The organism is Fredinandcohnia quinoae (assembly GCF_022427965.1).
GTDB classification, from domain to species: Bacteria; Bacillota; Bacilli; order Bacillales; family Bacillaceae_L; genus Ferdinandcohnia; species Ferdinandcohnia quinoae.
Genome location: NZ_JAKTTI010000021.1, coordinates 1 through 26,821, shown reverse-complemented (window position 1 = coordinate 26,821; position 26,821 = coordinate 1). Strand labels below are relative to the sequence as shown.

Sequence of the window (26,821 nt, the reverse complement as noted above, 5' to 3'; positions counted from 1 at the left end):
GGCTAAGGTTTTGAATTATTTATTCATAGCTTTTTACAAGTTCATCGACTAATGATCCTACATATGCCACCGCTTTGCGAATCGTTTCTGGTTCTAACATATCCGCACCAGCATACTTCATTAATTCCAGTGGGTTCATCGTACCGCCTGCTTTTAAAACTTCTAACCAACGGTCAACTGCAGGTTGGCCTTCTTCCTTCATTAAAGCAGCAACTGCGGTTGAAGCAGTAAGCCCTGCAGAATATGTGTAAGGATATAAGCCCATATAATAGTGTGGCTGTCTCATCCATGTTAAGCTAGCTGCTTCGTCAATTTCAACAGAGTCACCCCAGAAGGAACGTAGAACATCCCCTTTAATTGTATTTAGAACAGGTGCTGTAATTGGCTTTCCCTGTTCGGCATGTGAATACACTCTGCGTTGGTATTCACCTTCTAATAAATGTGTAACAAAATTATGATAATACGTTCCTAACAATTGTGTAATAATCCAGCGTCGCATCCTCTTGTCTTCTGTTTTTGAGAGGAGATGTTCAGCAAGTAATAACTCATTCATTGTTGAAGGAGCCTCAACAAAATAAGTGGAAGGGCGTGTATTTCCAACCCTTTGATGTCTATTAGCCAAATAAAAGTGGCCAGCATGACCAAGTTCATGTGCTAAGACAAATGCACCTCTCATCGTGTCAGTCCAAGAGATAAGTATATAAGGATGGGAGCCATAAGGGCTTGAACAAAAAGCACCAGTTGATTTCCCTACATTTGGAGGTAGATCTACCCAACGTTCTGTTAAAGCTTTCTTCATAATCGTAATGTATTCAGGTCCCATTACTTCTAAAGCTTCCAAAATTGTTTCAGATGCCTCTTTATAAGTAGTTTTTGGATTGAACTCTGGATCAAGCGGTGCCTTTAAATCACAAAATTGCATTTTTTCCAAACCAAGAACACTTTTCCTAAGATTAGCTAATTTTCGCATATGTGGTGCAAGCTCTTCTTGAATAATATCAAGTTGATTATGATACATTTCTAATGTAACCTTTTGGGGATGTAACAGCATATGTGTTACGGATTCATACTTTCTTAATTTAGATATAGCGACTTGTTTTTTGACTTCTGTTGCGTATGTAGCAGCGAATGTATGTTGATATTGCTTCAAAGAATTAGAAAATGCATGATATGCATTTCTTCTTGTTGTTGTGTCAGGTGATAGTTCATAGCTGTCTTCATATAATGCAAATGACAATGGCGATTCCTGACCATCTTCATCCTTAAATGATGAAAATGCCATATCAGAAGTTTTACTTCGTTGATAGATCATATAAGGTGCTGCATGAACTTCCCCAAGTGCTGCGAATGCTTCCTCAGTTTCAGGTGTTAAAGTATAGGGTTTTTTCTCAATTATTTCTTGTAAATTTAATTGAAAAGCTGATAGTTCAACTTCATCCTGTAAGTATTGTTCAATCATTCCATCAGGTAAGGCAAGAATTTCAGAATCTATGAAAGAAAGAGCAGCACTAATCTCAGATAATGCTGCAGCCATACGTGCAGAATTACCTTGATTCACAGCATTTGATCCATCTTCAGAAAAGCGAAGATTTGCATATGTAGCAACTAAGATTATTCTCTTATATAATTCTTCCTGTGCGAGTAAACAATTTAATAAGCTTTTTGCACCTTTGGAAAGTTCACCTTTATATTTTGTTACTGTAGGGACATCCTTTTGAATTGCTGTTAATTCAGATTCCCATGCCTCATCTGATGTAAATAAATCCTCAAGTTTCCATGTTGACTCTACTGGTACTTCTGAACGAGTTAATAATTTACTCATCGTTATGCTCCCTTCATCATCTAAAATATTATTTCGTGATCCTAACAGTATTTATTATATACTAAAATAGCAAATTATTAATAGTATTTTCTGAATCTTAATGAAGATTAAATGATAGAAATTTACTTCTGATGATTTTTTTGTATGTTTTTTGATGTATTAACAAAATAATTGTTGTATGATATTCAATATAATAATTATTCGGAAAACGAAAGATTAATAGAAATGAGCTTTGCAAGATGTTTGGAGGCTTAGTATGTTAAAGGTGTTGTCATTTTTAAAACCATATCGGTTACCTATTGTAGTTGCTTTAATTTTAACATTAGTCGAGTTAGCAGTTGAATTATTACAGCCAATTTTAATTGCAAAGGTAATCGATGATGGTATTCTTCAAAAAGATTTATCTGTTGTTTTGAAGTGGGGCGGGTTCATGGTAGGAATATCTTTGCTAGCCTTTTTATCTGGTATTATTAATTCATTTTTTGCAGCACATTCAAGTCAAAGCTTTGGCTATGATGTTAGAAAGGCGTTATTTGTAAAGGTACAATCTTTTTCGTTCAATAATTTGCAAAAATTCGAAACGGCCACATTAATTACAAGAATGACAAATGATGTAACCCAACTGCAAAATACAGTGTTCATGAGCTTGCGAATCATGCTTCGAGCTCCGTTGTTAATTATTGGTGGAGTCATTATGGCATTACTTGTTAACTTCAGACTTGCACTGCTCTTAGTAATTACAATTCCATTATTAGTGGGTTTTCTTATCTTCGTAATGACTAGGGCAAGAAAGCTTTTTCAAACTGTTCAGGATAAGTTAGACCATGTTAATGGAGTAATGAGAGAAAATCTTTCTAATATGAAATTAATTAAGGCATTTGTAAGAGGAAAGCATGAAATGAATCGATTTGACGATGCGAATAAAGAATTACGTAATCGCACAATTACGACATTACGACTTATTGAAACGTCGATGCCAGTTTTATTAATTGTAATGAATGCTAGTATTTTAGCAATTTTATGGTTTGGGAGTGCGGATGTGAACACTGGTGATGCTAAAGTTGGTGAAGTTGTAGCAATCATCAATTATGCAACACGAATTACGGGTGCGCTATCTGTATTTACATGGATAATTATGCATTTTTCTCGTGCACGAGCTTCCGCTGGGCGTGTTACAGAAGTATTGGATACAGAAGTTGATTTAGTAGAATTACCTGAAAAAGAACAATCATTCGCAATGCAATCTGGACGTATAGATTTTAAAGATGTTCGCTTTAATTATGAAGGTTCTTCTTCTCACGTATTGGATAATCTTTCGTTCTCTATAAAAGCGGGAACAACTGTTGTTATTTTAGGGGCAACAGGATCTGGTAAGTCAACATTATTTCAACTCATTCCAAGGCTTTATGATGTATCTGGAGGTAGTATTATTATAGATGGACATGATGTGAAGAATGTTGGTCTTGATGATTTACGAAAACAAATTGGATTTGTTCCCCAGGAAGCATTGTTATTTACAGGAACAATTAAGGAAAATATTGCATGGGGCAAGGAAGATTCAACAATGGGGGAAATTATTGAAGCCGCAAAAAGTGCACAAATACATCATACAATTGAAAAATTACCATTAAAATATGAAACAGTTATTGGTCAAAAAGGAGTAAATCTCTCAGGTGGTCAAAAACAACGAATTTCCATTGCCAGAGCACTTGTAAGAAATCCAAAAATACTTCTCCTAGATGACAGTACAAGTGCTTTAGATTTGAAAACAGAAGCACAATTATTACAATCGTTAAAAAAATACACTTGTACAACATTAATAATTACGCAAAAAATCTATACTGCAATGGCAGCTGATTCCATTTTACTCCTTGAGGATGGGGGACTTATTGCTGAAGGGAATCATCAAGAATTATTGAAAACATCACCATTTTATCAAAAGGTATTTAAAACACAATTTGGGGAAGGGAAATTAAATCATGCCAGCACAAGTAACTAAACCTTTCCAAAAATCGAAACCAAAATTGAATACTGTCAAACGAATTTGGAGTTATTTATCAACGAATTTTAAATTACTTTTAGCTGTTTTAGGAATGGTTTTAGCAAGCTCACTATTAGGATTACTAGGACCATATCTACTTGGGGTGACAGTTGATAAATACATTGTTACGAAAGAAAATACAGGTATTTTTGTTCCGATATTACTTTTAGTAGGGATATATATCCTTCATTCAGTAGCGTTATGGTATCAAAATTATTGGATGGTTGGGATTGCTCAAAAAACAGTTTTTACGATGAGAACCGAATTGTTCAATCAACTTCATAGATTGCCCATTCACTTTTTTGATAAGCGTCAGCACGGTGAGCTTATGAGTCGAGTGACAAATGATATCGAAAACGTTAGTTCAACTTTAAATAGTTCTGTCATCCAAATATTTTCGAGTCTTTTAACATTAATCGGAACAATTGTGATCATGGTTTGGCTAAGTCCGCTATTAACATTGATTACATTGCTTATTGTTCCAATCATGTTTTTTGGCTTGAAATGGATTACAAATCGGACAGGAAAATTATTTAAGGAGCAGCAACGTTATTTAGGGGATTTGAATGGTTATATCGAAGAAACGATTTCTGGTCAAAGAATTGTAAAGAGTTTTTCTCAAGAAGAGAAGGTTATACAAGAATTTTTGGATAAAAGTGAGAAACTTAAAAGAGCAGGCTATTTTGCACAAACCTATTCAGGCTTCATACCAAAATTAATGAATGTACTTAATAACTTAAGCTTTGCAATTATAGCTGGTATCGGTGGTGTTTTTGCGATACAGAAAATGATTACAATTGGTACAATTGTTATTTTTACGGAGTACGCTAGACAATTTACTAGACCATTAAATGATCTTGCCAATCAGTTTAATACACTTCTTTCGGCTATAGCTGGAGCTGAACGTGTATTTGACATTCTTGATGAAGAGTTAGAAACATGGGATGAGATAAATTCAACAGTTGTACAAAAAGTTCATGGAGAAGTTGAATTTCGGAATGTATCTTTTTCATATGAAAAGGGTGGAAACACAATTGATAATGTTAGTTTTCATGTTGACAGTGGGACATCAGTCGCATTAGTTGGTCCAACTGGTGCAGGAAAGACAACGATAATCAATTTACTTTCAAGATTTTATGACCCAGATGGCGGAATGATTTTTATTGATGGAATTGACTCTGTTAAAATTACGAGGGGAAGCTTACGAAAAAATATGGCTTTTGTTTTGCAAGACTCCTATTTATTCCAAGTGTCGATAATGGAAAATATTCGCTATGGGAGATTGAATGCAACAGATGAAGAAATCATTGAAGCTGCAAAATTGGCAAACGCTCATTCTTTTATTATGAAATTACCTAATAAATATGACACAATTCTCAAACAGGATGGTAATGGGATAAGCCAAGGGCAAAAACAATTACTTTCAATTGCAAGAGCGATCATAGCAAATCCAGCAATCTTAATATTAGACGAAGCAACAAGTAGTATTGACACAGTAACAGAAGTGAAGATTCAAGAGGCTTTACAAAGATTAATGAATGGAAGAACTAGTTTTATTGTTGCCCATCGTCTAAATACAATCCAACAAGCAGATCAAATTCTTGTACTTGATGAAGGTAAAATGATAGAAAAAGGCACTCATGAATCACTTTTACAGCAAAAAGGATATTATCATACCCTATTTAATAGCCAATTAAAAAAGAAGGTTATGTAATATAATAAAAAAGTTCCCTCATTATAAGGGAACTTTTTTAAAGCTTTGTTTTACGAAATGATACATAGTCTTTTTTAGCTTCAGGATTTTCATCAAAAAACTCCATTAAAGTTGTAATACAAAATGCCGTTTCCTTACTAATATAATGCTCGAGCTTTTCTACTTCTTCATAAATATTCTGCTGTTGAACACCAATCATTAATAAAAATTCTTCTAACATCTCGTGCTTTTCAACGAGTTTTTTTGCTATTTTATTTCCTTTATCAGTAAGGATAAATCCTCTATACCTTTCATAAACACCAAAGCCTTCCTCATCTAGCTTTTGCATCATTTTTGTTACTGATGAGGGCAATACACTTAATGAAGAAGCGATATCAACACTTCGGGCATAGCCTTTTTGTTGAATAGATAAGTATATTTTTTCTAAATAATCTTCCATACTAGGTGTTGGTATCTTGATTACCGCCTTTCAATGAACTCATTAAACATATTATATAACGAAAGGAACAGATTTTTCTATTCAAGTATTGAAATTGTTTTTTTAAATTCATCTTCTTCGATCATTAAGTTAAAATAATCTGTTGTTAATCCGATAGAGGTATTCAAATCAACGATATCAACATTTGCTTTAATATAGTTTGCAGAAGAAGGGATATCGATTAAAAAGATAATGGATTTTCGTTTTTCAAGAGTTACGTTTAACATTTCTTGATAATCGATTTGAGTAAATTCACCCGCAACTTTTTCATAGAAAGTAAGATTTAATCTGTAGGCAACATCTTTTCGTTCTGTTATAGAAAATGATAGCCTATTATCATGTATGAATTGGAGCTTGGGAGTTTTTAATAGTCTGTTATCATCGATCGTAATACCAGTATGTGTTTCAAGGTACTGTTGTAGTTCCTTATTTTCAAGCACATTTGATAGTTCTTGATTTTCATGTTCAGTTCTTACATAAAAAGCTTCATTACTATAAACATCCTTACTATCTACTTTTTTTGTAGCACCATATAATAAAACGTAATCCTCTGCAAAAATTTCTTGTGGATTCCATTCATGGGAGCTTATTGAATAATTCCAGAAGGAGTCCCAACGAATTGGTTCATTTGCTAAACTGCGCAGCTTTGCCCATTTTGAAAATGGGAACTGATGAAATTGAAAGTAAAAGTAACCAAAATGATGTCCATACTCATGAGAGAGCGTTTCCCTCAGTAAAGATGGATTCGTATATTTATCACCATCATATAAGGTAATCGAGTTTGTTAATATATTGTAACGACCACGGATCGCAGCATTTGTTTTGCTAGCACTACCAATAACTCTTACTTCTTGTAATTGACTTAATTCAGCACCATGTTTGTTTTTTAATAATTCATTATATAATTCTCTTAATCCATCCTCTTCCCACACTTTTGAATAACTTAAAAATTGTATGCCTTCAGGAGATGTGAATTTTGCGTAATATCTAGAATCATATGTTTTAGGGTCTAGGCTAAGAAGAGTAGGTAAGGTTAAAATGAAAAGTAATGGGATGATTATCTTTTTCATCATTATAAATTATTCACTTCCTTAGCACCTATTTTAGCATGGAATATTAATAGTTTATTTGCTTAATATTTGCCATTCTGGTTTTCTATGAGAAAGTAAATATGATATATTTAGGAAAGTGAAAAAAGGGAGTTAAAAAAATGAAACTTATTTCTTGGAATGTGAATGGTATAAGAGCGTGTGTGAATAAAGGTTTTTTGGATTATTTTAATGAGGTGGATGCGGATATAGTCTGTATTCAGGAGACGAAATGTCAAGAAGGTCAAATAGATTTAGAATTAGCTGGATACCATCAATACTGGAATTATGCTTTGAAGAAGGGATACTCAGGGACTGCTGTTTTTACAAAGGAAGAACCACTCTCGGTTACATATGGTGTCGGAGATGAAATGGATGAAGCAGAAGGTAGGATCTTAACTTTAGAATATGAACAATTCTTCTTAGTGAATGTATATACTCCAAATTCTCAAAGGGACTTAGCGAGGCTTGAATTTCGCTTAAGCTGGGAAGATAAAATTCGAACCTATTTAAAAGATTTAGATCAAATAAAGCCTGTCATCTACTGCGGAGATTTGAATGTTGCTCACCGTGAGATTGACTTGAAAAATTTCAAATCTAATAAAGGGAACTCGGGCTTCACGGATGAGGAACGAGAGAAAATGACAGAATTACTCTCATCAGGTTTTGTGGATTCATTCCGATATTTATATCCCGATTTGAAAGACAAATATACGTGGTGGTCATATATGAGGAATGTACGTGAGAAAAATATCGGTTGGAGAATTGATTATTTTATAGTTTCTGAACGAATTAAAAAACATGTAAAAGATTCAACTATCCACTCACATATGATGGGTAGTGATCATTGTCCGATTTGTTTAGAAATCAGTCTTAATGATAATCTTACAAAATTGTAAGTACAGTTTTTTAATGGAATACTTTTAAGTAGGACAAACATAGATTACAATAAGGATGCTGCTAACAAGTTAGCTAAAGGATCTTGGAGGTAAATAATGGATAATTGGATTACGGACTTTATGGAGCAATTTGGCTATTTCGGGATCTTCTTAATGATTGCCTTAGAAAATGTGTTCCCACCTATCCCATCTGAAGTTATTCTGACATTCGGTGGGGTTATGACAACAACTACAAATTTAACAATTCCTGGTGTAATCATTGCTGCAACTTTCGGATCGGTTGTTGGTGCCATTATTTTATACGGAATTGGGAGGCTCCTTGATGTAGAAAGATTAGAGAAGATCATTGACCGCTGGGGTCATATTTTAAGGGTGACGAAGGAAGACATCCATAAAGCAGATGCTTGGTTTGACAAATATGGTTATTGGACTGTATTCTTTTGCCGAATGATTCCGCTCATTAGAAGTCTGATCTCAATCCCTGCTGGTATGTCAAATATGAATTTTGGTCTCTTTCTATTATTTACAACAATAGGAACTTTGATATGGAATATCATTCTTGTTGTAGTAGGGGCAGCAGTTGGAGAGAATTGGACGACAATTGTTCATTATATGGATATTTATTCGAATATCACCTATGCAATAATCGCAGCGGCAGTAATTATTTTCATCGTTTTATTTTATAAAAGTAAAAGAAAAAAAGCATAATTCGAAATAGAAGGAGTTTATCAAATAGATGGAACTATTAACAATTATTAAGGCGATTATTTTAGGAATGGTTGAGGGGTTAACAGAATTTGCTCCTGTATCATCTACTGGTCATATGATTATTGTAGATGATATTTGGCTCCATTCCGAAAAGTTCTTAGGTAGTAAATACGTAGCAAATACGTTCATGGTTATGATTCAGCTTGGGTCTATATTAGCGGTAGTTGTTGTATTCAAAGATCGTTTTATTGATTTATTAGGCTTGCGTCGAAATAAAATTGTACCTGTCGGTAAAAAGCGACTGAAATTAACACATATTATCGTTGGATTACTTCCGGCAGGTGTTTTAGGAGTATTATTTGAGGATACAATTGATGAATACTTATTTGATACGAAATATGTTTTAATCGGGTTAGTTGTAGGGGCTATCTTAATGATTATTGCTGATCGATATAGTGCCAAAAATGATCATGCTCAAGCAGTTGATGAGATTACATACAAACAAGCATTCACAGTTGGCCTTATTCAATGTTTTTCTTTATGGCCAGGATTCTCAAGATCTGGTGCAACTATTTCTGGTGGGGTATTAGTCGGCCTTAGTCATAGAGCTGCAGCTGATTTTACATTTATTATGGCAGTTCCAATTATGGCTGGTGCAAGTGGAATTTCTTTTATTAAAAATTTAGAGTACTTTACTATGGATGCTTTGCCATTTTTTATTGCTGGTTTTATTAGTGCCTTTGTATTTGCACTAATCTGTATTCGCTTTTTCTTGAAGCTTATTGATAAAGTGAAACTTCTACCATTTGCAATTTATCGAATTCTATTAGCAGTTATAATTTATATCGTTTATTTTTAATTAAAGTGAAAAGCATTCTTTCGGATGCTTTTTTCTTTTTATTAAAAGGGATAATATTCCTAATATCCTCTGTATACAATATGATAATGGTTCAATTTTTCCATTTACTATTAATAGAGGAGGGTACAAGAAATTACTAAGATTGTTAAAGCATTCATTGGAATAACTATTCTATTTATGTTTGCATTTATTCCTTACATACATGTTGAGAGAAATACGGTACTTGCAATAGGTGAGGGAAAAGAAGTATTTCAAAAGTTAAATCAATTAATAAGAAGTGAACCAGCATTAGAGGGAGCAATAGCGGGTATAAGTATTAGATCGGCAACTACTGGAGAGCTATTGTTCGAACATAATGGTCATACAAGACTACGACCAGCTTCGAATTTGAAATTACTTACTGCTGCAACAGCGCTTTCTTCATTAGGAGAGACATACACCTTTGAAACAGAGGTATTAACAGACGGAAATGTAAATGATAAAAAACTAGAGGGTAATCTATATTTAAAAGGTAAAGGTGATCCTACTTTGTTAATATCAGATTTTGAACAGTTAGCGAAAAAAATAAAGGATAGCGGGATTGAAATGATCATTGGAAATTTAATTGCTGATGATACATGGTATGATGATGAACGATATTCAATTGATTTAACATGGGTAGATGAGACGACGTATTACGGTTCGGCGGTCTCAGCATTAACGGCATCACCAAATAAGGACTATGATTCTGGGACGGTTATCATCACTATATCTCCTGGTAATGAAATCAACAAGGAACCTACCATTACGATTCAACCAAAAAATAATTATGTAAAAATAATTAATCAAGCAAAAACAATTTCCTCAGAAGGTGTTAAAGAGCTCGAAATATATCGGGAACATGGATCAAATACGATTACAATCATGGGAACTATTCCTATTAATTCCAATCGCACCTCTGAATGGATATCTGTATGGGAACCAACTGGCTATGCGTTGGATTTATTTAAACAATCGCTAATAGATGAAGGAATTATTTTAATAGGGGAAGAAGGAAGTGGAAAAACACCAGAAAGTGCAGAGTCACTTGTATCACATCACTCGATTACACTTTCTGAGCTTATGATTCCGTTCATGAAGCTAAGTAATAATGGACATGGGGAAACATTGGTGAAGGAAATGGGTAAAGTTAATAAAGGAGAAGGAAGCTGGGATAAAGGTATAGAGGTGATGAAGAATGAGCTTTCAAAATTAGGGGTTAATCCTGATCAAATGGTTATTAGAGATGGTTCAGGAATCTCCCATGTTAATTTAATATCAGCAAATGATATTTCATATTTATTATATACAATTCAGAAAGAAGAGTGGTTTCCCTCTTATTTGAAGTCCATGCCAATAGCCGGTAATGGGGATAAGAACATAGGCGGAACCATGAGGAATCGACTTAAGTCTAGTGAAATGAACGGAAAAGTACTTGCAAAAACAGGCAGTATTCGGACAGTAAGCTCATTATCGGGCTATATTACGACCCGTAATGGGGATGTCTTAGTATTTTCAATTATCCTCAATAACTTAATCGATGGTTCAGACGGCAAAGCCATTGAAGATAAAATCGTAAATATATTATTTAATTAATTTGACGGTTTAATTTCATCCTCAAAATAAAAAGTACTTGGATATTCCTTAACAGTATATGAATATCTTTTCATATTTGTAATATAACTTGATTTTGTTATTGTTACAGTTTCACCCGAAGTTTTTATGATTACTTTGTCGTTAACTTGAAATTTACTTTTCAATTTTATCAACTCACTTGTCATTTTTTATCCTTAAGTTCTAACTCTACCATTCTAACGTATAAATAGCAAGAGTGGAGTCATTTGTAAAATGAAAAAGAAGGCCCATAGAATAAGTAATCGCAGCTATTCCAAAATAGAGTGGTAGTAGTTGGTAATTAAGGGTATACTACTATATAGGAGTTAAAATCTTTGTCTTCCGGTGTTTATACTCACCTAATGGAGGAACGTGGGAGGATGATTTTATGAAAGTCGTTTTTTATCAAGCAAAAGCTGGGGACGGTGTCAGAAAAAAAGGTATGAGAAGGGCAGATACTTATTTCAGTACACCAGAAGAAGCAGCATCAGAAGCGATTAGTTTAAAGGCAAGACTTGATAACTTGTATGAGAATCAAATCCAATGGGATTATGAGGGTCAAATGACTGGTGACAGCAAGAGATTAAAAATATTGAGAGGATATCTGGGCGGAAATCGAAAATCAAATCCATTTTATCTTGAAATCTTATCTTCGGAGCTTTCAAAATGTAATCCTGCTTCTCCAATCATACAAAAGAAATTAACAAAACAAGATCAAATGGTAATTGATAATGTGATAAAGAAGTTTGCGTAAATAAGATAATGGGAGCATGTTCACAATGAACAACTCCCATTTTTATTTTTTTATGCTTTTTGAGCTTCAATTTGAAGTGAAATTTTAACTTTATCTCCAACTAAGACTCCACCAGTTTCAAGTGCAGAGTTCCAAACTAAACCGTAATCCCCACGGCTAATTGATCCTTCAGCACTGAAGCCAACCTTTTCATTTCCCCAAGGATCTTTTCCTTGGCCTTCAAATGTAACTTTGAACGTTTCTTGTTTTGTAGTACCGTGAATGGTTAAATCACCAGTCACATTATATTCTTCATCATCAGTTTTGCCGATTGAGGTTGATGTGAAAGTCATTGTTGGATGGTTTTCTACATCAAAGAAGTCAGCTGAACGTAAGTGTCCGTCACGATCCTCATTCCGGGTATCGATACTTGCTAGATCAACTGAAAATTTGATATTAGCAGATGTTAAATCTGTAGGATCTGCTTCAATGACTGCATCGAAGTTGTGAAATGTTCCTTTTACATTTGCAATCATCATATGTTTTACTGAAAAATCAATACTACTGTGTGAAGCATCTACTGTCCATTTTGTTTTTACCATTAAAAATCTCCTCCAATAAATAATATTTGAAAATAATAATCTTAAAATCAAGATAATTGGCTTTGAGATAAATTATAAAATGCAAATTCATTTATGTCAATCATTAAATGTAGAATACTTTTACCTGATTTGGTATGGTATAATAACCGTTTGTAAAGGGGATTTTATGAAGGATATTGATATAGCCCTCTACAATTGGAGGTAGGAATTTGTGGGAATAGAAATAGTAATACTTATTTTGTTGTTAGTGTTAAATGCATTTTTTGCTGCATCAGAAATGGCTATGGTTTCACTTAATGATAATAAAATTAAAATGATGGCGGATGCTGGTAATAAAAAGGCGAAAATGTTATATCAACTTTTAAATGAGCCTAGTCAATTTTTAGCTACGATCCAAATTGGAATAACACTTGCAGGCTTTTTAGCTAGTGCTTTTGCTGCAGGTAGTTTTGCTGGTCAATTAGCAAATGCCTTGTATAACTTAGGATTACCGCTTGCAAAGGATATTTTAGAGACGATTTCTGTCGTCATTATTACATTAATCTTATCTTATTTTACGTTAGTCATCGGAGAACTTGTTCCAAAACGTCTCGCACTTCAGAAAGCCGAGGCCATTTCGATGTTTGCGGCTGCACCACTTACGTATTTATCAAAAATCACATATCCATTTGTTAAGTTGTTAACATTGTCAACAAATCTAATTGTACGTCTATTTGGTATTGATCCAAATGCTGAAGAAGAAAATGTAACAGAAGAAGAAATTCGGATGATGGTGGATGTTGGGAAAGAAAAAGGAACGATCCAAGAAGCTGAAAAGATTATGATCAATAATATATTTGAATTTGACAATAAGACTGTATCGGAGATCATGACCCATCGTACGAATATAGTTGCGATCCCAATAAATTACACATTGAAAGATACAGTAAGGCTAGTAAATATTGAAAAATATACGAGATTTCCTGTATATGAAGAAAATATTGATCGAATCGTTGGTATCTTACATACGAAGGAATTAATTCAATTTATTGAAAACTGTGATGAAAATTCTTTCAACCTAAAGGAATTACTACGCGATCCATATTTTGTACTTGAATCAAAACCAACGGATGAATTGTTCAAAGAGCTGCAAAAAAATAATATTCATATGGCAATCGTACTTGATGAATATGGCGGAACAGACGGAATTATTACAATTGAAGATTTAATTGAAGAAATAGTAGGGAATATTTTTGATGAATATGATGAGCATGAGCTAGAAGATGAAGAAATTATTGAAATCAAAGAAAATACGTATTCAATTGATGGTACTACTAATTTACATGATGTCGAGGTAATTCTTGATATTGAATTACCTACTGAGGAGTATGACACTTTAAGTGGCTTTGTTATCGGACAAGTAGGATATATTCCTACTGATGATTTAAAACCAACGATCGAATATAAAAATGTTACATTTAAAGTCGAAGAATTAAATGACAAACGGATTACAAGAATTTTGGCAACGATTAATGAATTACAAAAAGAGAATGAATAGGGAAAAGCCAGCAAAATAACTTGCTGGCTCTTCTTTTTGTTTAAATTAATCCTAAACTATCTAGAAAGACGACAAAAATTATAAATGGTACAAAGAAACGAATTAATAAAAACCAGATAATAAACAATTTTGTTGAAAGATTACTTCCTGATTTTAACTCAGACAGGAGTTTTTCTTTGGAAATTTTTAATGGAACGAAAATGGCAATTAAAAATGCGCCTAGAGGCATTAAAATATTACTGACAAGAAAATCTGCTGCATCAAAGATTGATTTTCCAAATATTGTTATATCACTCAGAACCCCATATGAGAGAGTAGAAGGAATACCGACTAGAAATATTAATAATCCGAACATCCAAGAGAACTTCTTGCGCCCTTGTTCACTTCCTTTTGCTAGGGGAGCAACAATGATTTCCAACATTGAAAATGCCGATGTTAATGTCGCAAAAAGGAATAGTACTAAAAAGGCGATAAAAAACAAAATTCCTAGTGGCATTTGATCAAATACTGTAGGTAAAACATTAAATAACAATACAGGTCCAGCATCCGGCTTAAGGCCAAATGAGAATACCGCAGGGAAAATAGCTAAACCAGCGAGAAAAGCAACTAGGATGTTTAATGATACGATTGAAACTGCTGATTGAACTAGATTTTCCTTTTTTGAGAGATACGAGCTATATGTGACCATAACTGAAACTCCAACACTTAAAGCAAAAAAGGATTGACCCATTGCAAACAGAATCGTTTCTGATGTGAGCTTCGAAAAATCTGGCTTTAGAAAAAAGCTAATTCCCGTAAGTGAACCATCAAGAGTGACTGAACGGATGATTAAAATAATGAAGAGTATAAAAAGTGCTGGCATCATTATTTTACTTGCTCGTTCAATCCCTGCCTTTACACCTTTACCTACTACAATGATTGTAATCATTAAGAAAATTAGTTGTGCACCAATGACAAGAAATGGGTTGGATATGGTATCCTCGAAAAGCTGAACATATTCCCCTTCAGTCAGTCCACTAAGTTTTCCTGTTATCCCATTCACTAGATAGATTAGTATCCATCCTCCAACAACACTATAAAATGACAATAAAATAAAGCAAGTAATAATTCCAAGACGCCCTATTAAATGCCAAGAGGAGTTTGGTGCTAATTCTTTATATGCTTGAATAGCATCTTTCTGAGTGTTTCTTCCAATTACGAACTCAGCTAATAAGAGTGGTAATCCTACTAATACTGTAAATAATAGAAAAATAAGAAAAAATATTCCTCCACCACTCGTACCCGTTACATAGGGGAATTTCCAAATTGCACCTAACCCTATCGCAGATCCCGCTGCTGCTAAAATAAAACTAATCTTTGATGACCACTGATCGACCTGCTTCAATAAATACACCTCATTAATTATGAATTACAATTATTTTAAAATGTTATATTAACATTTTTCAGCATATTTTGCTAATTTTTTTTGTAGCACGAAAATTATAGATGTACTATTTTCTTAAAAGAAAATAAAAAAATTTCAGAAAATGAATTGACTTTTTACTATTAACACGTTATCTTTGTTTTAAATATATGACTCGAAATAAGTTGGACGAAAAATAAACGTTATATGGATAGAGGGGTGGATATATTGTCTGAGGTATTTTCGTTTGATTTATTAACTGAACATGAAAAGCATCTGCATTTTATGAAACGTATTGAGAACGGTGAAAAAATTGAAGCCGATGACTGGATGCCTGATGAATATCGATTCACATTAATTAAGTTAATTTCAATGCATGGAATTAGTGAAATTATGGGAGCGCTGCCAGAAAAAGAGTGGGTACCAAAAGCCCCAAGCTTAAAGAGAAAGCTTGGGATTATGGCAAAAGTACAGGACGAGATGGGGCATGGCCAATTACTACTGCGGGTTACAGAGGACTTAATGAAACCACTTGGTAAAACGAGGGAAGATATTTTTCAAGATTTATTCAATGGGGATTTGAAGTTTCATAATGTCTTCCACATGGAGGCACCATCGTGGGCTGATGCAGGTATTATTGGTTGGCTTGTAGACGGGGCAGCTATTATTACGCAGACAAATATGTTACATGCTTCATATGGGCCATATGCAAGAGCGTTAAAACGAATTTGTGCTGAGGAAGTGTTCCATGCCCAGCATGGGGAATCAATTATTATGACATTAGTGGAAGGAACAGCAGCACAAAAGGAAATGCTGCAACAATCAATAGATCGTTGGTGGGAATCATTACTAATGTTTTTCGGTCCAGGTGATGCATCAACAACAGGGACATCAAAACAAGATATTACGATAAAATATAACATCCGCTCAAAGACTAATGAACAGCTGCGCCAGGACTTTTTTACGAAATATATACCGAGGTTGCTCTCACTTGGGTTGAAATTGCCAGATAAAACGATGTATTTTGATAACGAAAAAAGGCAGTGGATTTATCAACAGCCTGATTGGGGCAAATTTAAGCAAATCATTAAAAATAATGGGCCTAAATCAAAACAGAGATTACGGTTACGACAAATTACTTATGAAACGAATAAATGGGTGCATGAAGCTTTAAGTTAATAATGGGGGGGAGTTTATTGAAGGATAGCGGATTTTTTCAGGAATTTGAGGTATTTAGTAAAAGAAGCGACACTTCTCCTCTACAATATCAATTTTCTTTATTGGCACCAAATCAAGAATTGGCATTGATTATGGCCCAAGAAAATTTTATGAGGCGGGAACCAGTTGCCGACTTATGGGTTGTAAAGCGAAGTGATATTCGAAAGATGAGTGTAGAGGAACGACAATCCTTAAAGAGGCTTGATAATAAAGATTATCGTAATACAAAGGGCTATGGCTATTTAAAGAAGAAATGGCGAAAGTACGAACAAGAAATGTTAGATGAGAAGGAAATTCTATCATGGGGAGGAAAGCCAAGCAATGACTAGTAGCAATAACACTAGCTTCATAAGTCAAAATAGATTTCATACTGTGTTAACAGAGTTATTATTCCAATTAGCAGATGATGATTTCATTCTTTCATATCGAGGTTCAGAATGGCTTGGGCTTGCACCACATATAGAAGAAGATGTTGCTTTTTCATCAATTAGCCAAGATTTAATGGGGCATGCAGCGATGTATTATCAATTATTAGAAGACTTAGGAGTAGGCAAAATGGATGATCTTGCTCATGGACGTCCATATGAGGAAAGACGTAATGCGGTTGTTTTGGAATTAGTAAATGGACCTGGTCATTATCTGGTTGAACCACAATATGACTGGGCATTTGCAGTAGTGCGGAATTTTTTTTATACAGAAGCTAAGAAAATTCGGATAGATTCGCTTAAAACATCATGCTATAAACCACTTTCTGATATTGCTATAAAGGTAAAGATGGAGCTTTATTATCATCTACTTCATTGGAGGACTTGGTTTACGCAATTAATATCAGCAAGTGGAGAAGCACGAACAAGAATGGAAGCGGCAATTAAGATTGTAACCGATGACTTTGGCGGGATGTTAAGTTTAGGTCCAAAAGAAAGGGAAATGGTTGAATTGGGATTAATCGAATCAGAGGAGGTATTGAAGAAAAGATGGATTAATTCTATTAAACCAATCTTTGAAAGTATGAATCTTGTATTTCCAAAAAAGTTTGGATTAAAAAATGGCAACGGGAGAAATGGTGAGCATACCGTTGATTTGAAAAATGCCCTCGAAACGCTTAGCGAAGTATATCAGATTGACCCAAATGCGGTTTGGTGAATTTTCAATAAGGAAGGATTTTTATGTCAAATGAGATTTTAAAGGAAAAAATCATGATAGAGCTTCAAAATGTGAAGGATCCTGAAATCGATTCAATCTCAATTATAGAGCTTGGTATGCTTGAAAAGCTTGTAATTACTAATGATCGTGTTGACATACATTTATTACCGACGTTTCTTGGTTGCCCAGCACTAGATATTATTAAGAAGAATATTTTGAAATCGATTGATCATCTAGACCGAACGAAGCAATTTAATGTTCAATTTGATTTTTCTCCTCCATGGACTTCAGAACGTGTTACTGAAGAGGGAAGGGAACGATTAAAAGAGTTCGGAATTGCGCCACCCCCTAAGCTAGTGAATGAATCTGGAAGGTGGCAGGTGGATTGCCCCTACTGTAATTCAAGTTATACAACAATGGAGAATATCTTTGGGCCAACTGCTTGCAGAAGTATTTTGTATTGTAAAACGTGCAAAAATCCATTTGAAGCAATGAAACCAGTATCAACAATGATGTGAAAAATAACAAAGTAAAAGGAGATTGAGTTAATGGTAAAACTAATCGCGTTGTATAAACATCCTGAAGATAAAGAGGCATTTAATGAACATTATTTTAATACACATGCGCCTATTACAGCGAAAATACCTGGTCTAAGGAAAATGGAAGTAACAAAGATTTTAGGTAGTCCAATGGGTGGTGAGGGTGAGTATTATTTAATGTGTGAAATGTATTATGACAGTCATAAAGCATTGCAAGCAGCAATGAGAACGGATGAAGGGAAAGCATCAGGTAAAGATGTGATGTCATTTGCTGGAGATATCATTACTTTAATGATTGGTGAAGAAATTGAAGAGTAAAGCAGTTAATTGGGGAGGTTAATTACTTGTTTGAAACGATAAAGTATGAGGTCAAAAACAAGATTGCCTGGATAACTCTTAATAGACCAGAACGATTAAATGCATTTACTGAACAGTTAAATAGAGAAGTAAAATTTGCGATAAAACAATCTAGTAAAGATGAAACAGTCAGAACACTCGTTATCACAGGACAAGGTCGCGCATTTTGCTCAGGTGAGGATTTGGCTGGGGTAACAGATGATATGGATCTTGGAGATGTTCTAAGGCAGAGATATAATCCCATGCTTAAGGAACTGGATCATTGTGAAAAGCCAATTGTCGCAGCAGTAAATGGAGTTGCAGCAGGCGCTGGTATGAGTCTTTCACTAGCGTGTGACTTTCGAATCGCTTCTGATCATGCAAGCTTTGTTCAGTCGTTTGTTCATGTTGGACTTATTCCTGATGCTGGTAATCTATATTATTTGACGAAGATGGTTGGACATGCAAAAGCACTTGAACTAGCAGTGTTTGGAGATAAGATAACAGCACAAGAAGCATTTGATCTAGGACTTGTCACGAAGATAATCCCTGCTACTGAATGGAGCGAAGGTGTTGAAGCATTCGCAAGTAAACTTGCAAATATGCCAACAAAGGCTATTGGATTAATTAAGAGAAATTTAAAAGCAAGCTGGGATGTAACCTTTGAAGAATTTCTTGAAAAAGATGCAGAAGGCCAACGACTTGCGGGTCTCACTAATGATCATAAAGAAGGAATTCAGGCATTTATGGAAAAAAGGAAACCGGTATTTAAGGGGTATTAGTGTTGTAGAAAATATGTTGTTTATTAGGGTTGACTTCAATGTCAACCCTCATTCCATTTCAAATTTAGGAGGGGATTGTTTGATCGAAAAAATAGTTGTAATTGGTTCTGGAGTAATGGGAAGAGGCATTGCCTATGTAAGTGCTATTGGTGGGTACATGACAACTCTCATTGATATTAATGAAAAACAATTAAATCATGCAAGAATAGAAATAGAGAGTCTTTTCGACAAAGCTGTTACTAAGACAAAGCTAACAACTATGGGTATGGAAAAAGCCAGAAATCGATTATTATACTCAAATTTTCTTGCACAAAACATCGATGACGCTCAATTAATTATCGAGGCAGTTCCAGAAGTCATCGAAACGAAAAAAAATATATTTCAAATTATTGAACAACATGCTCCAACTGACTGTGTCTTTGCAACTAATACCTCGACAATGAGTCCAACGGAAATTGGTTCCTTTACAAAAAGACCTGATAAAGTAATCGCTATGCACTTTTTTAATCCTGTTCATAAAATGCCTCTAGTCGAAATAATTCGCGGCCTTGAAACAAGTCAAGAAACCGTAGAAATTGTAAAAAAAGTAGCGGAAAACATGGGGAAAGAAACAGTGCTTGTTAATGAATTTCCGGGATTTGTTACGAGTCGAATAAGTGCCCTTGTTGGCAATGAGGCATTCTATATGCTACAGGAGGGTGTCGCTACCGCGGAAGATATAGATAAGGCAATTAAGCTTGGATTGAATTATCCGATGGGACCTTTTGAACTAGGGGATTTGGTTGGGTTGGACACAAGACTGAATAATTTAAAATATCTTCATGAAAAGCTAGGGGAAAAATTTCGACCCGCCCCACTATTAGAACAATATGTCAAAGCAGGTCGGTTAGGTAGAAAAACCGGTAGAGGAGTTTATGATTATTCCAAGTAAGAGTAAAGTGGGGTATTTAAAATATGAAGAAAGTAGTAATTGTCGATGCGGTAAGAACACCAATAGGTAAATATAATGGAGTCTTGAAAAATATCCGTCCAGATGATTTAGGTTCGATGGTAATCAAGGCTTTGATAAGGCGAAACCCTTTGATAAAGGGCGCTGATATAGAAGATGTAGTCTTTGGCAATGCAAACCAGGCTGGTGAGGATAATCGAAATGTGGCACGTATGTCTAGCTTATTGGCTGGACTACCAGTTGAAGTGTCTGGAACAACAATTAATCGACTATGTGGATCAGGATTGGATGCAGTTAATTATGCTGCAAGATGTATCATAGCTGGTGAAGGGGATATCTTCATTGCAGGTGGAACAGAAAGTATGACAAGAGCGCCGTTAGTAATGGGGAAACCAAGTTCAGAATTCCCAAGAGGAAATATGCAAATGTATGACACAACAATTGGCTGGCGATTTATAAATGATAGAATAGAAGAAATGTATGGGACGGATGGTATGCCAGAAACAGCTGAAAATGTCGCAAACTTTTATCAGATAAGTAGGAATGAACAAGATGAATTTGCACTCTTAAGTCAAATGCGTGCAAAAAAGGCAATTGAATCGGGTTTTTTTGAGACTGAAATTGTACCAGTTACTTACTTAGATCGGAATGGAAATGTAACGACAGTGGTTAAGGACGAACATGTTCGACCTGATACTACACTGGAGAAACTCACAAAATTGAAACCTATTTTTGCAAATGGAACAGTTACAGCTGGAAATGCTTCAGGTGTGAATGATGGAGCTTCTGCATTATTAATTATGAGCGAAGAAAAGGCTATTCAGCTTGGTGTTGAGCCACTTGTCGAATATGTTGGATCTGCTGTAGCAGGTGTTGAACCTTCAATGATGGGAATTGGTCCAATATTTGCAACGAGAAAAGTGCTGGAACGAACAAGGGTATCTTTAACAGATATTGGCTTAATCGAATTAAACGAAGCCTTTGCTTCACAATCTATTGCGTGTATTCGTGAACTAGATTTAGATATCGAGAGAGTCAATATTAATGGTGGTTCAATCGCATTAGGTCATCCATTAGGGGCAAGTGGAGCAAGAATATTAACAACGCTCATTCATGCAATGAAGAGACAAAAAGTTCACTTTGGTCTTGCCACAATGTGCGTTGGTGTTGGGCAAGGAATTGCAACGATAATTAAAAATATGTAATGTTGTCGAAAAAGTATTTTGAAAGTTTAGCATTCTCTAGTAGAATATATATAACGTTTTTTTCTCGAAATAGATATATAGTGAAATGAGGATTGCTAAAGTGAATACTAGATCAATGATTTTTACTTTATATGGCGACTACATCTCCCATTATGGAAGTAAAATATGGATTGGGAGCTTAATACGGTTATTAAATGAATTTGGTCATAATGATCAATCTGTAAGGGCAGCAATTTCAAGAATGAATAAACAAGGTTGGGTCCAAGCAGAAAAAAATGGGAATAAAAGCTACTATTCATTAACAGAACGAGGCCAGAAGAGAATAGATGAAGCTGCAAATCGTATTTTCAAGCTTAAGCCAGAAAAATGGGATGGCAAATGGAGAATTCTCTTGTATACAATTCCAGAAGAAATTCGTAATGTAAGAGACGAATTACGAAAAGAACTAGTTTGGAGTGGCTTTGGAACTATTTCAAATAGCTGTTGGGTGTCTGCAAATAATCTGGATAAACAAGTGTATGATTTAATCGAAAAATATGATATCGCACAGTATGTCGATTTTTTTGTCGCTGAATATAGCGGCCCACATGAAAATTCGAAATTAGTTCAGAAAAGTTGGGATTTACAGGAGATTAATGCAAAATATCAGAATTTCATTAGTGATTATAGTCAGAAATACATCATTGCTAAAAATAAAATCCAAAAGGGACAGATGACAGAGGCTGAATGTTTTGTTGAACGGGCTAAGCTAGTTCATGAATACCGTAAATTTTTATTTGTAGATCCTGGATTACCAGAAGAGCTTTTACCTAGCCACTGGTTAGGAGGCCATGCTGCAACTCTCTTTGCGGATTATTATAAGGAATTAGCCAAACCTGCATCTAGTTTTTTTGAGCAAGTGTTTAAAGAAGGAAATGAAATAAAGAACAAAGATGATGATTACAATGTTTTGAACCATCCATTTATGATTGATATGTAAAGAGGTGGATAAGCTGAACCGATTAACAAATATGCTAAAAATTAAATATCCAATTATTCAAGGCGGTATGGGGAATATTAGTAATTCAATTTTAACATCGGCAATTTCAAATGCTGGTGGTCTTGGAACAATTGGTGCAGGAACAATGTCTCCTGATGAGGTTGAAGAGATTATTATCGATACAAAAACACGAACGAAGGGACCATTTGCGGTTAATATTGCGATTAATGTTTCCCAAAATGTAGAACAATTACTTGAATTAATAATAAAACACGATGTGAAAATAGTATCTTTATCTGCTGGAAATCCAACTCCTTATATCCCAATTCTTCATAAAAATAAGATAAAAGTGATGACAGTTGTTGCATCTGTAAAACAAGCAATAAAATGCGAACAAGTGGGTGCAGACATTATTGTTGCTGAAGGTTATGAAGCGGCAGGTATTATTTCTAATTTAGAAACAACAACCTTAACACTTATTCCACAAATTGTTGATAATGTCCAAATCCCTGTTGTTGCAGCAGGTGGGATTGGTGATGGCCGTGGACTAGCTGCGGTGCTTGCCTTAGGTGCAAGTGGTGTACAAATGGGGACAAGATTTATCGTAACGAAAGAAGCTCCATTTCATGATGAATACAAACGTACCCTTATTTCAGCACTTGATCACGACACGGTTATTGTGGGTCGTTCGGTTGGTAGAATACGGAGGATAATGAATACTGAGTATGCTCAGTCATTATTAAAGTATGAAAAAAGTGGCATTTCAATAGATGAATTTTCCCAGCTTACTTCAGAAGACTTTCATAGGATTGGTGCTTTAGAGGGCAAAGGTGATCAAGGCTTTCTGAACGCAGGTCAAATTTCCGGACTGATAAAGGATTTACCAAGTGTGAAAGAATTATTGGATGCAATGATGGACAGTGCAAAAAATCAATTGATTAAAATTGCAAGTACTTTTTAATCGTCAAATGGATAAGCAAGCAGCATAATAAAATGTTGCTTGCTTATTTTATGTAGCTTTTTGTTGTAAAGAATAATATAATAGACAAATATTTATCTAAATATATTAAATCTTTGGAATATTATTGACTCTATTATTGGGTAGGTGATACTATAACGATATATTCACGGTGGAGATAGTATTTATTATATAAAGTACATATGGTTGGTTTCTATACCTGGCATATCAAAGATGATCTGCCGGTTTCAATTAAAAATATTAAAAGGGGGATCTGCATGAAGAAATCTGTAAAAGCTCTATCACTAGTATTGGCTAGCTTCATCGTATTAGCTGGATGTGGAAAGGATGCTTCAAATAATGCTTCAAAGGATGGAGAGGAGAAACAATATCTGATTGGACTTACTCAATATGCTCCACATCCATCATTAGATGCAGCAACAGAAGGGTTTATAAAGGCGCTTGAAGATGAAGGATTTAAAGAAGGAGACAATGTTGAATTTTCGATTGAAAATGCTGGAGGAGATATGAATAATACTTCTACGATCGCAAAAAACTTCGTAGGAGACAAGGTTGACCTTATCTTCGCTAATGCTACTCCGAGTGCGGTTGCAGCGTTAAATGAAACAGAAGACATTCCAATTATTTTCACATCTGTTACAGATCCAATTGGCGCTGGCTTAGTAGAAGCATTTGACAAGCCTGGTGAAAATATTACTGGAACGACTGACAATCATCCCGATGCAACGAAAAAGACAATTGACTTTATTACACAAGAGATCGGTGCCAAAAATATAGGGGTAATCTATAACTCTGGTGAACAAAATTCAGAAGTACAGGTCAAACAAGTTGATGAATTGGCGAAAGCAAATGGTGCCTCATTAGTAGAGGTATCGGTTTCAACGACAGCTGAAGTAAAACAAGCGGCTGAATCTTTAGTTGGTCGAGTCGATGCAATTTATATTCCAACTGATAATACAGTCGTAACAGCATTAGAATCAGTCATAGGGGTTGCAAATAGCAAAAAGATTCCGCTTTTTGTGGGTGAGCTTGATTCTATGAAAAAAGGTGCAATTGCCGCAAGTGGTTTTGATTATTTTGATATTGGCTATCAATCTGGTTTAATGGCGGCTGCAATTCTCAAAGGCGAGAAGAAACCTTCTGAGATACCAGTAGAACTTCCTGATAGTTTACAACTAGTAATAAATAAAAAAGCCGCGAAAGAACAAGGTGTAGAAATCAAATCAGAATGGGAAGAGATTGCGGAGTTTTTTGAAGGCGAATAAAGAGAGGATGGTTCTCATTGTTTACAGCTATATTTGGGGCATTTGAATCAGGCATCATTTATGCAATTATGGCAATTGGAGTTTACCTGTCCTTCCGTGTGCTTGATTTTCCAGACTTAACAGTGGACGGAAGCTTCGTAACCGGTGCAGCTGTTTCTGCAATCATGATCGCAAGCGGGGTTAACCCATTTATAGCAACTGTTTGTGCTTTATTTGCAGGTTTTGCGGCAGGATGTATTACTGGATTTATCCATACATTTGGTAAAATTAATGCGTTGCTTTCTGGAATTTTGATGATGATTGCACTTTACTCGATTAATCTTAGGATTATGGGTAGATCAAATGTATCACTTCTTAATATCGATACTGCTTTTACTAAGGTAAGTGATGTGTCGAGTTCGAGCGGGATTGACTCATTTTTCAATCGATTTTTGATTGCGATTGGGTTGGAGGATATGCTTCCTACGACATGGGGTATCTTACTTTTTATGATTTTCGTAACCTTCCTTATCAAGTTTTTAACTGATCGCTTTCTTCAAACTGAGGTAGGTCTTGCAATACGGGCAACGGGGGATAATAAACGAATGATCCGTAGTCTATCTGCTAATACCAATATGACTGTCATTGTAGGTCTTGGTCTTTCAAATGCAATGGTTGCTTTTTCTGGATCCCTGATTGCGCAACAAGGTGGATTTGCCGATGTTGCTATGGGGATTGGAATGATCATTATTGGTTTAGCATCTGTCATTATTGGCGAAGCGCTATTTGGTACGAAAACAATTGCAAGAACAACGCTTGCGGTAATAGGTGGAGCCATCATCTATCGCATTGTTGTAACACTTGCATTAAGGGTTGATTTCCTCCAGCCAGGAGATATGAAATTAATAACGGCAACTATTGTTATTTTAGCACTTGTGATGCCAAAGATTATCGAGGCATCAAAAGAAAAGAAGAGACGTTCAAAACGACTAATAGAGAATATGGAGCGGATTTCAGTACCTTCAGATAGAAAGGGTGAGGCAAATGCTGCACTTAAATCAGATTCATAAAATTTTTAATGAAGGTACACAAGATGAGAAAGTTGCATTAGATTGGACTAATTTATCATTAAAGCAAGGTGATTTTGTAACGATTATTGGAAGTAACGGGGCAGGTAAATCTACATTGATGAATGTCATTTCAGGAGTACTTACTCCTGACGTTGGTAAAGTTGTCATTCAAGATAATGATGTTACCAATATGACTGAAAATAGACGGGCAAAGTTTATTGGTCGAGTATTCCAGGATCCGATGGCTGGAACTGCACCAAATATGACAATTGAAGAAAATCTTGCAATGGCGTATTCTCGAAATAAACGAAGAACTTTAAGAAAAGGGGTAACTAAAAAAAGGAGAGAATATTTTAAGGAAGTATTGGAATCTCTTCATTTAGGGCTAGAAAATCGGTTATCCGCGAAGGTTGGTCTCCTATCTGGGGGGGAGAGGCAGGCATTGTCTTTGTTAATGGCAACTTTTACTGAACCAGCGATATTGCTACTTGATGAGCATACAGCTGCTTTAGACCCTGCACGTGCAGAACTGATTACAACTTTAACAAAGAAAATAGTTGAAAAATACAACCTTACAACTTTAATGGTGACACATAATATGCAACAGGCTCTGGATCTTGGAAATCGCTTAATCATGATGGATAAAGGGCAAATCATATTAGAGGTCGACGAGGAAGAAAAACATAACTTAACGATTGAAAATTTATTAAATGAATTCCAGCGTATTAGAGGTACAAAAATGGCAAGTGACCGCGCTTTACTATCTTAATATTAAAAAGGGAGTAACATCTTTTGTTATTCCCTTTTCTTTGTGCGCCCTGCATGGGCGAATACTCGGTGGTGAAAGTCCACTACAGGCTTG

The 26,821-nt window shown here is 35.1% G+C and carries 27 protein-coding genes; 21 read left to right on the top strand and 6 right to left on the bottom strand.

Annotated features, from left to right (window positions below):
* Nucleotides 1-19: 19 nt before the first annotated feature.
* Nucleotides 20-1,822 carry an oligoendopeptidase F gene (pepF, locus tag MJG50_RS13340; RefSeq protein WP_240256234.1) on the bottom strand — a complete coding sequence of 601 codons (1,803 nt, stop codon included), beginning with the start codon at nucleotides 1,820-1,822 and terminating at the stop codon, nucleotides 20-22.
* A 256-nt stretch (nucleotides 1,823-2,078) separates the two neighbouring features.
* Between pepF and MJG50_RS13335 the strand changes: the two genes are divergently transcribed.
* A complete protein-coding gene (locus tag MJG50_RS13335; protein WP_240256233.1) occupies nucleotides 2,079-3,821 on the top strand; it encodes an ABC transporter ATP-binding protein in 1,743 nt (580 codons plus the stop codon).
* Complete coding sequence (locus tag MJG50_RS13330) at nucleotides 3,802-5,577, top strand: ABC transporter ATP-binding protein (RefSeq protein ID WP_240256232.1); 1,776 nt, start codon at nucleotides 3,802-3,804, stop codon at nucleotides 5,575-5,577. The genes MJG50_RS13335 and MJG50_RS13330 overlap by 20 nt, the downstream gene beginning before the upstream one ends.
* Before the next feature lie 37 nt (nucleotides 5,578-5,614).
* On the opposite strand, the gene mntR is transcribed toward MJG50_RS13330, so the two are convergent.
* Entirely contained in the window at nucleotides 5,615-6,031 is a 417-nt protein-coding gene (gene mntR, locus MJG50_RS13325; RefSeq protein ID WP_240256297.1) for a transcriptional regulator MntR, read from the bottom strand.
* 62 nt (nucleotides 6,032-6,093) lie between these two features.
* Entirely contained in the window at nucleotides 6,094-7,125 is a 1,032-nt protein-coding gene (locus tag MJG50_RS13320; protein ID WP_240256231.1) for a hypothetical protein, read from the bottom strand.
* 140 nt (nucleotides 7,126-7,265) lie between these two features.
* Here MJG50_RS13320 and MJG50_RS13315 point away from each other — a divergent pair, with 140 nt between their 5' ends.
* The 4 genes from MJG50_RS13315 (at nucleotide 7,266) to dacB (ending at nucleotide 11,223) form a co-directional block, all read left to right on the top strand.
* Nucleotides 7,266-8,042, top strand: a complete 777-nt coding sequence (locus MJG50_RS13315) for an exodeoxyribonuclease III (RefSeq protein ID WP_240256230.1) — start codon at nucleotides 7,266-7,268, stop codon at nucleotides 8,040-8,042.
* Nucleotides 8,043-8,138: 96 nt separating this feature from the next.
* Nucleotides 8,139-8,750, top strand: coding sequence for a DedA family protein (locus MJG50_RS13310; protein ID WP_240256229.1), 612 nt, complete (start codon nucleotides 8,139-8,141; stop codon nucleotides 8,748-8,750).
* Nucleotides 8,751-8,778: 28 nt separating this feature from the next.
* Complete coding sequence (locus MJG50_RS13305) at nucleotides 8,779-9,609, top strand: undecaprenyl-diphosphate phosphatase (RefSeq protein WP_240256228.1); 831 nt, start codon at nucleotides 8,779-8,781, stop codon at nucleotides 9,607-9,609.
* A 132-nt stretch (nucleotides 9,610-9,741) separates the two neighbouring features.
* Nucleotides 9,742-11,223, top strand: a complete 1,482-nt coding sequence (dacB, locus tag MJG50_RS13300) for a D-alanyl-D-alanine carboxypeptidase/D-alanyl-D-alanine endopeptidase (RefSeq protein ID WP_240256296.1) — start codon at nucleotides 9,742-9,744, stop codon at nucleotides 11,221-11,223.
* On the opposite strand, the gene MJG50_RS13295 is transcribed toward dacB, so the two are convergent.
* Nucleotides 11,220-11,387 (bottom strand): hypothetical protein, encoded by a 168-nt coding sequence (locus tag MJG50_RS13295; protein ID WP_431307290.1) that lies wholly within the window; start codon nucleotides 11,385-11,387, stop codon nucleotides 11,220-11,222. The two genes, dacB and MJG50_RS13295, sit on opposite strands and share 4 nt — an antisense overlap.
* 242 nt (nucleotides 11,388-11,629) lie before the next feature.
* Between MJG50_RS13295 and MJG50_RS13290 the strand changes: the two genes are divergently transcribed.
* On the top strand, nucleotides 11,630-11,995 hold the full coding sequence (locus tag MJG50_RS13290) for a hypothetical protein (RefSeq protein WP_240256226.1): 366 nt from the start codon (nucleotides 11,630-11,632) through the stop codon (nucleotides 11,993-11,995).
* Nucleotides 11,996-12,045: 50 nt separating this feature from the next.
* On the opposite strand, the gene MJG50_RS13285 is transcribed toward MJG50_RS13290, so the two are convergent.
* On the bottom strand, nucleotides 12,046-12,576 hold the full coding sequence (locus tag MJG50_RS13285) for a YceI family protein (RefSeq protein ID WP_240256225.1): 531 nt from the start codon (nucleotides 12,574-12,576) through the stop codon (nucleotides 12,046-12,048).
* 211 nt (nucleotides 12,577-12,787) lie between these two features.
* Between MJG50_RS13285 and MJG50_RS13280 the strand changes: the two genes are divergently transcribed.
* Nucleotides 12,788-14,113, top strand: coding sequence for a hemolysin family protein (locus MJG50_RS13280; RefSeq protein WP_240256224.1), 1,326 nt, complete (start codon nucleotides 12,788-12,790; stop codon nucleotides 14,111-14,113).
* Nucleotides 14,114-14,153: 40 nt separating this feature from the next.
* On the opposite strand, the gene MJG50_RS13275 is transcribed toward MJG50_RS13280, so the two are convergent.
* On the bottom strand, nucleotides 14,154-15,497 hold the full coding sequence (locus tag MJG50_RS13275) for a sodium-dependent transporter (protein ID WP_240256223.1): 1,344 nt from the start codon (nucleotides 15,495-15,497) through the stop codon (nucleotides 14,154-14,156).
* A gap of 303 nt (nucleotides 15,498-15,800) precedes the next feature.
* Between MJG50_RS13275 and paaA the strand changes: the two genes are divergently transcribed.
* The 13 genes from paaA to MJG50_RS13210 all read left to right on the top strand — a co-directional run bounded on the left by paaA (nucleotide 15,801) and on the right by MJG50_RS13210 (nucleotide 26,728).
* A complete protein-coding gene (gene paaA / locus MJG50_RS13270) occupies nucleotides 15,801-16,694 on the top strand; it encodes a 1,2-phenylacetyl-CoA epoxidase subunit PaaA (RefSeq protein WP_431307289.1) in 894 nt (297 codons plus the stop codon).
* A 2-nt stretch (nucleotides 16,695-16,696) separates the two neighbouring features.
* Nucleotides 16,697-17,062: a 1,2-phenylacetyl-CoA epoxidase subunit PaaB gene (paaB, locus tag MJG50_RS13265; protein ID WP_431307285.1), complete on the top strand. Its 366-nt coding sequence runs from the start codon at nucleotides 16,697-16,699 to the stop codon at nucleotides 17,060-17,062.
* Nucleotides 17,055-17,876 (top strand): 1,2-phenylacetyl-CoA epoxidase subunit PaaC, encoded by an 822-nt coding sequence (gene paaC, locus MJG50_RS13260; RefSeq protein ID WP_240256220.1) that lies wholly within the window; start codon nucleotides 17,055-17,057, stop codon nucleotides 17,874-17,876. Before paaB ends, paaC begins: the two co-directional genes overlap by 8 nt.
* A 23-nt stretch (nucleotides 17,877-17,899) precedes the next feature.
* On the top strand, nucleotides 17,900-18,394 hold the full coding sequence (gene paaD, locus MJG50_RS13255) for a 1,2-phenylacetyl-CoA epoxidase subunit PaaD (RefSeq protein ID WP_240256219.1): 495 nt from the start codon (nucleotides 17,900-17,902) through the stop codon (nucleotides 18,392-18,394).
* Between the two features lie 30 nt (nucleotides 18,395-18,424).
* Nucleotides 18,425-18,733: an EthD family reductase gene (locus tag MJG50_RS13250; protein ID WP_240256218.1), complete on the top strand. Its 309-nt coding sequence runs from the start codon at nucleotides 18,425-18,427 to the stop codon at nucleotides 18,731-18,733.
* Nucleotides 18,734-18,759: 26 nt separating this feature from the next.
* A complete protein-coding gene (locus MJG50_RS13245) occupies nucleotides 18,760-19,533 on the top strand; it encodes an enoyl-CoA hydratase-related protein (RefSeq protein ID WP_240256217.1) in 774 nt (257 codons plus the stop codon).
* A gap of 79 nt (nucleotides 19,534-19,612) precedes the next feature.
* On the top strand, nucleotides 19,613-20,464 hold the full coding sequence (locus MJG50_RS13240; protein ID WP_240256216.1) for a 3-hydroxyacyl-CoA dehydrogenase: 852 nt from the start codon (nucleotides 19,613-19,615) through the stop codon (nucleotides 20,462-20,464).
* Between the two features lie 23 nt (nucleotides 20,465-20,487).
* Complete coding sequence (locus tag MJG50_RS13235; RefSeq protein ID WP_240256215.1) at nucleotides 20,488-21,687, top strand: acetyl-CoA C-acyltransferase; 1,200 nt, start codon at nucleotides 20,488-20,490, stop codon at nucleotides 21,685-21,687.
* Nucleotides 21,688-21,787: 100 nt separating this feature from the next.
* Nucleotides 21,788-22,666: a phenylacetic acid degradation operon negative regulatory protein PaaX gene (paaX, locus tag MJG50_RS13230; protein ID WP_240256214.1), complete on the top strand. Its 879-nt coding sequence runs from the start codon at nucleotides 21,788-21,790 to the stop codon at nucleotides 22,664-22,666.
* Nucleotides 22,667-22,679: 13 nt separating this feature from the next.
* Entirely contained in the window at nucleotides 22,680-23,627 is a 948-nt protein-coding gene (locus MJG50_RS13225; RefSeq protein ID WP_240256295.1) for an NAD(P)H-dependent flavin oxidoreductase, read from the top strand.
* A 275-nt stretch (nucleotides 23,628-23,902) separates the two neighbouring features.
* Nucleotides 23,903-24,910, top strand: coding sequence for an ABC transporter substrate-binding protein (locus tag MJG50_RS13220; RefSeq protein ID WP_240256213.1), 1,008 nt, complete (start codon nucleotides 23,903-23,905; stop codon nucleotides 24,908-24,910).
* Nucleotides 24,911-24,927: 17 nt separating this feature from the next.
* Nucleotides 24,928-25,959: an ABC transporter permease gene (locus MJG50_RS13215; protein ID WP_240256212.1), complete on the top strand. Its 1,032-nt coding sequence runs from the start codon at nucleotides 24,928-24,930 to the stop codon at nucleotides 25,957-25,959.
* Complete coding sequence (locus MJG50_RS13210; RefSeq protein WP_240256211.1) at nucleotides 25,934-26,728, top strand: ABC transporter ATP-binding protein; 795 nt, start codon at nucleotides 25,934-25,936, stop codon at nucleotides 26,726-26,728. Before MJG50_RS13215 ends, MJG50_RS13210 begins: the two co-directional genes overlap by 26 nt.
* Nucleotides 26,729-26,821 lie beyond the last annotated feature (93 nt).

Coding starts and splice junctions, on each gene's coding strand:
- pepF (WP_240256234.1), bottom strand. CDS start 1,822: ATGAGTAAATTATTAACTCGTTCAGAAGTACCAGTAGAGTCAACATGG.
- MJG50_RS13335 (WP_240256233.1), top strand. CDS start 2,079: ATGTTAAAGGTGTTGTCATTTTTAAAACCATATCGGTTACCTATTGTA.
- MJG50_RS13330 (WP_240256232.1), top strand. CDS start 3,802: ATGCCAGCACAAGTAACTAAACCTTTCCAAAAATCGAAACCAAAATTG.
- MJG50_RS13320 (WP_240256231.1), bottom strand. CDS start 7,125: ATGAAAAAGATAATCATCCCATTACTTTTCATTTTAACCTTACCTACT.
- MJG50_RS13315 (WP_240256230.1), top strand. CDS start 7,266: ATGAAACTTATTTCTTGGAATGTGAATGGTATAAGAGCGTGTGTGAAT.
- MJG50_RS13310 (WP_240256229.1), top strand. CDS start 8,139: ATGGATAATTGGATTACGGACTTTATGGAGCAATTTGGCTATTTCGGG.
- MJG50_RS13305 (WP_240256228.1), top strand. CDS start 8,779: ATGGAACTATTAACAATTATTAAGGCGATTATTTTAGGAATGGTTGAG.
- MJG50_RS13290 (WP_240256226.1), top strand. CDS start 11,630: ATGAAAGTCGTTTTTTATCAAGCAAAAGCTGGGGACGGTGTCAGAAAA.
- MJG50_RS13285 (WP_240256225.1), bottom strand. CDS start 12,576: ATGGTAAAAACAAAATGGACAGTAGATGCTTCACACAGTAGTATTGAT.
- paaA (WP_431307289.1), top strand. CDS start 15,801: ATGAAACGTATTGAGAACGGTGAAAAAATTGAAGCCGATGACTGGATG.
- paaB (WP_431307285.1), top strand. CDS start 16,697: ATGGGGGGGAGTTTATTGAAGGATAGCGGATTTTTTCAGGAATTTGAG.
- paaC (WP_240256220.1), top strand. CDS start 17,055: ATGACTAGTAGCAATAACACTAGCTTCATAAGTCAAAATAGATTTCAT.
- paaD (WP_240256219.1), top strand. CDS start 17,900: ATGTCAAATGAGATTTTAAAGGAAAAAATCATGATAGAGCTTCAAAAT.
- MJG50_RS13250 (WP_240256218.1), top strand. CDS start 18,425: ATGGTAAAACTAATCGCGTTGTATAAACATCCTGAAGATAAAGAGGCA.
- MJG50_RS13235 (WP_240256215.1), top strand. CDS start 20,488: ATGAAGAAAGTAGTAATTGTCGATGCGGTAAGAACACCAATAGGTAAA.
- MJG50_RS13220 (WP_240256213.1), top strand. CDS start 23,903: ATGAAGAAATCTGTAAAAGCTCTATCACTAGTATTGGCTAGCTTCATC.
- MJG50_RS13210 (WP_240256211.1), top strand. CDS start 25,934: ATGCTGCACTTAAATCAGATTCATAAAATTTTTAATGAAGGTACACAA.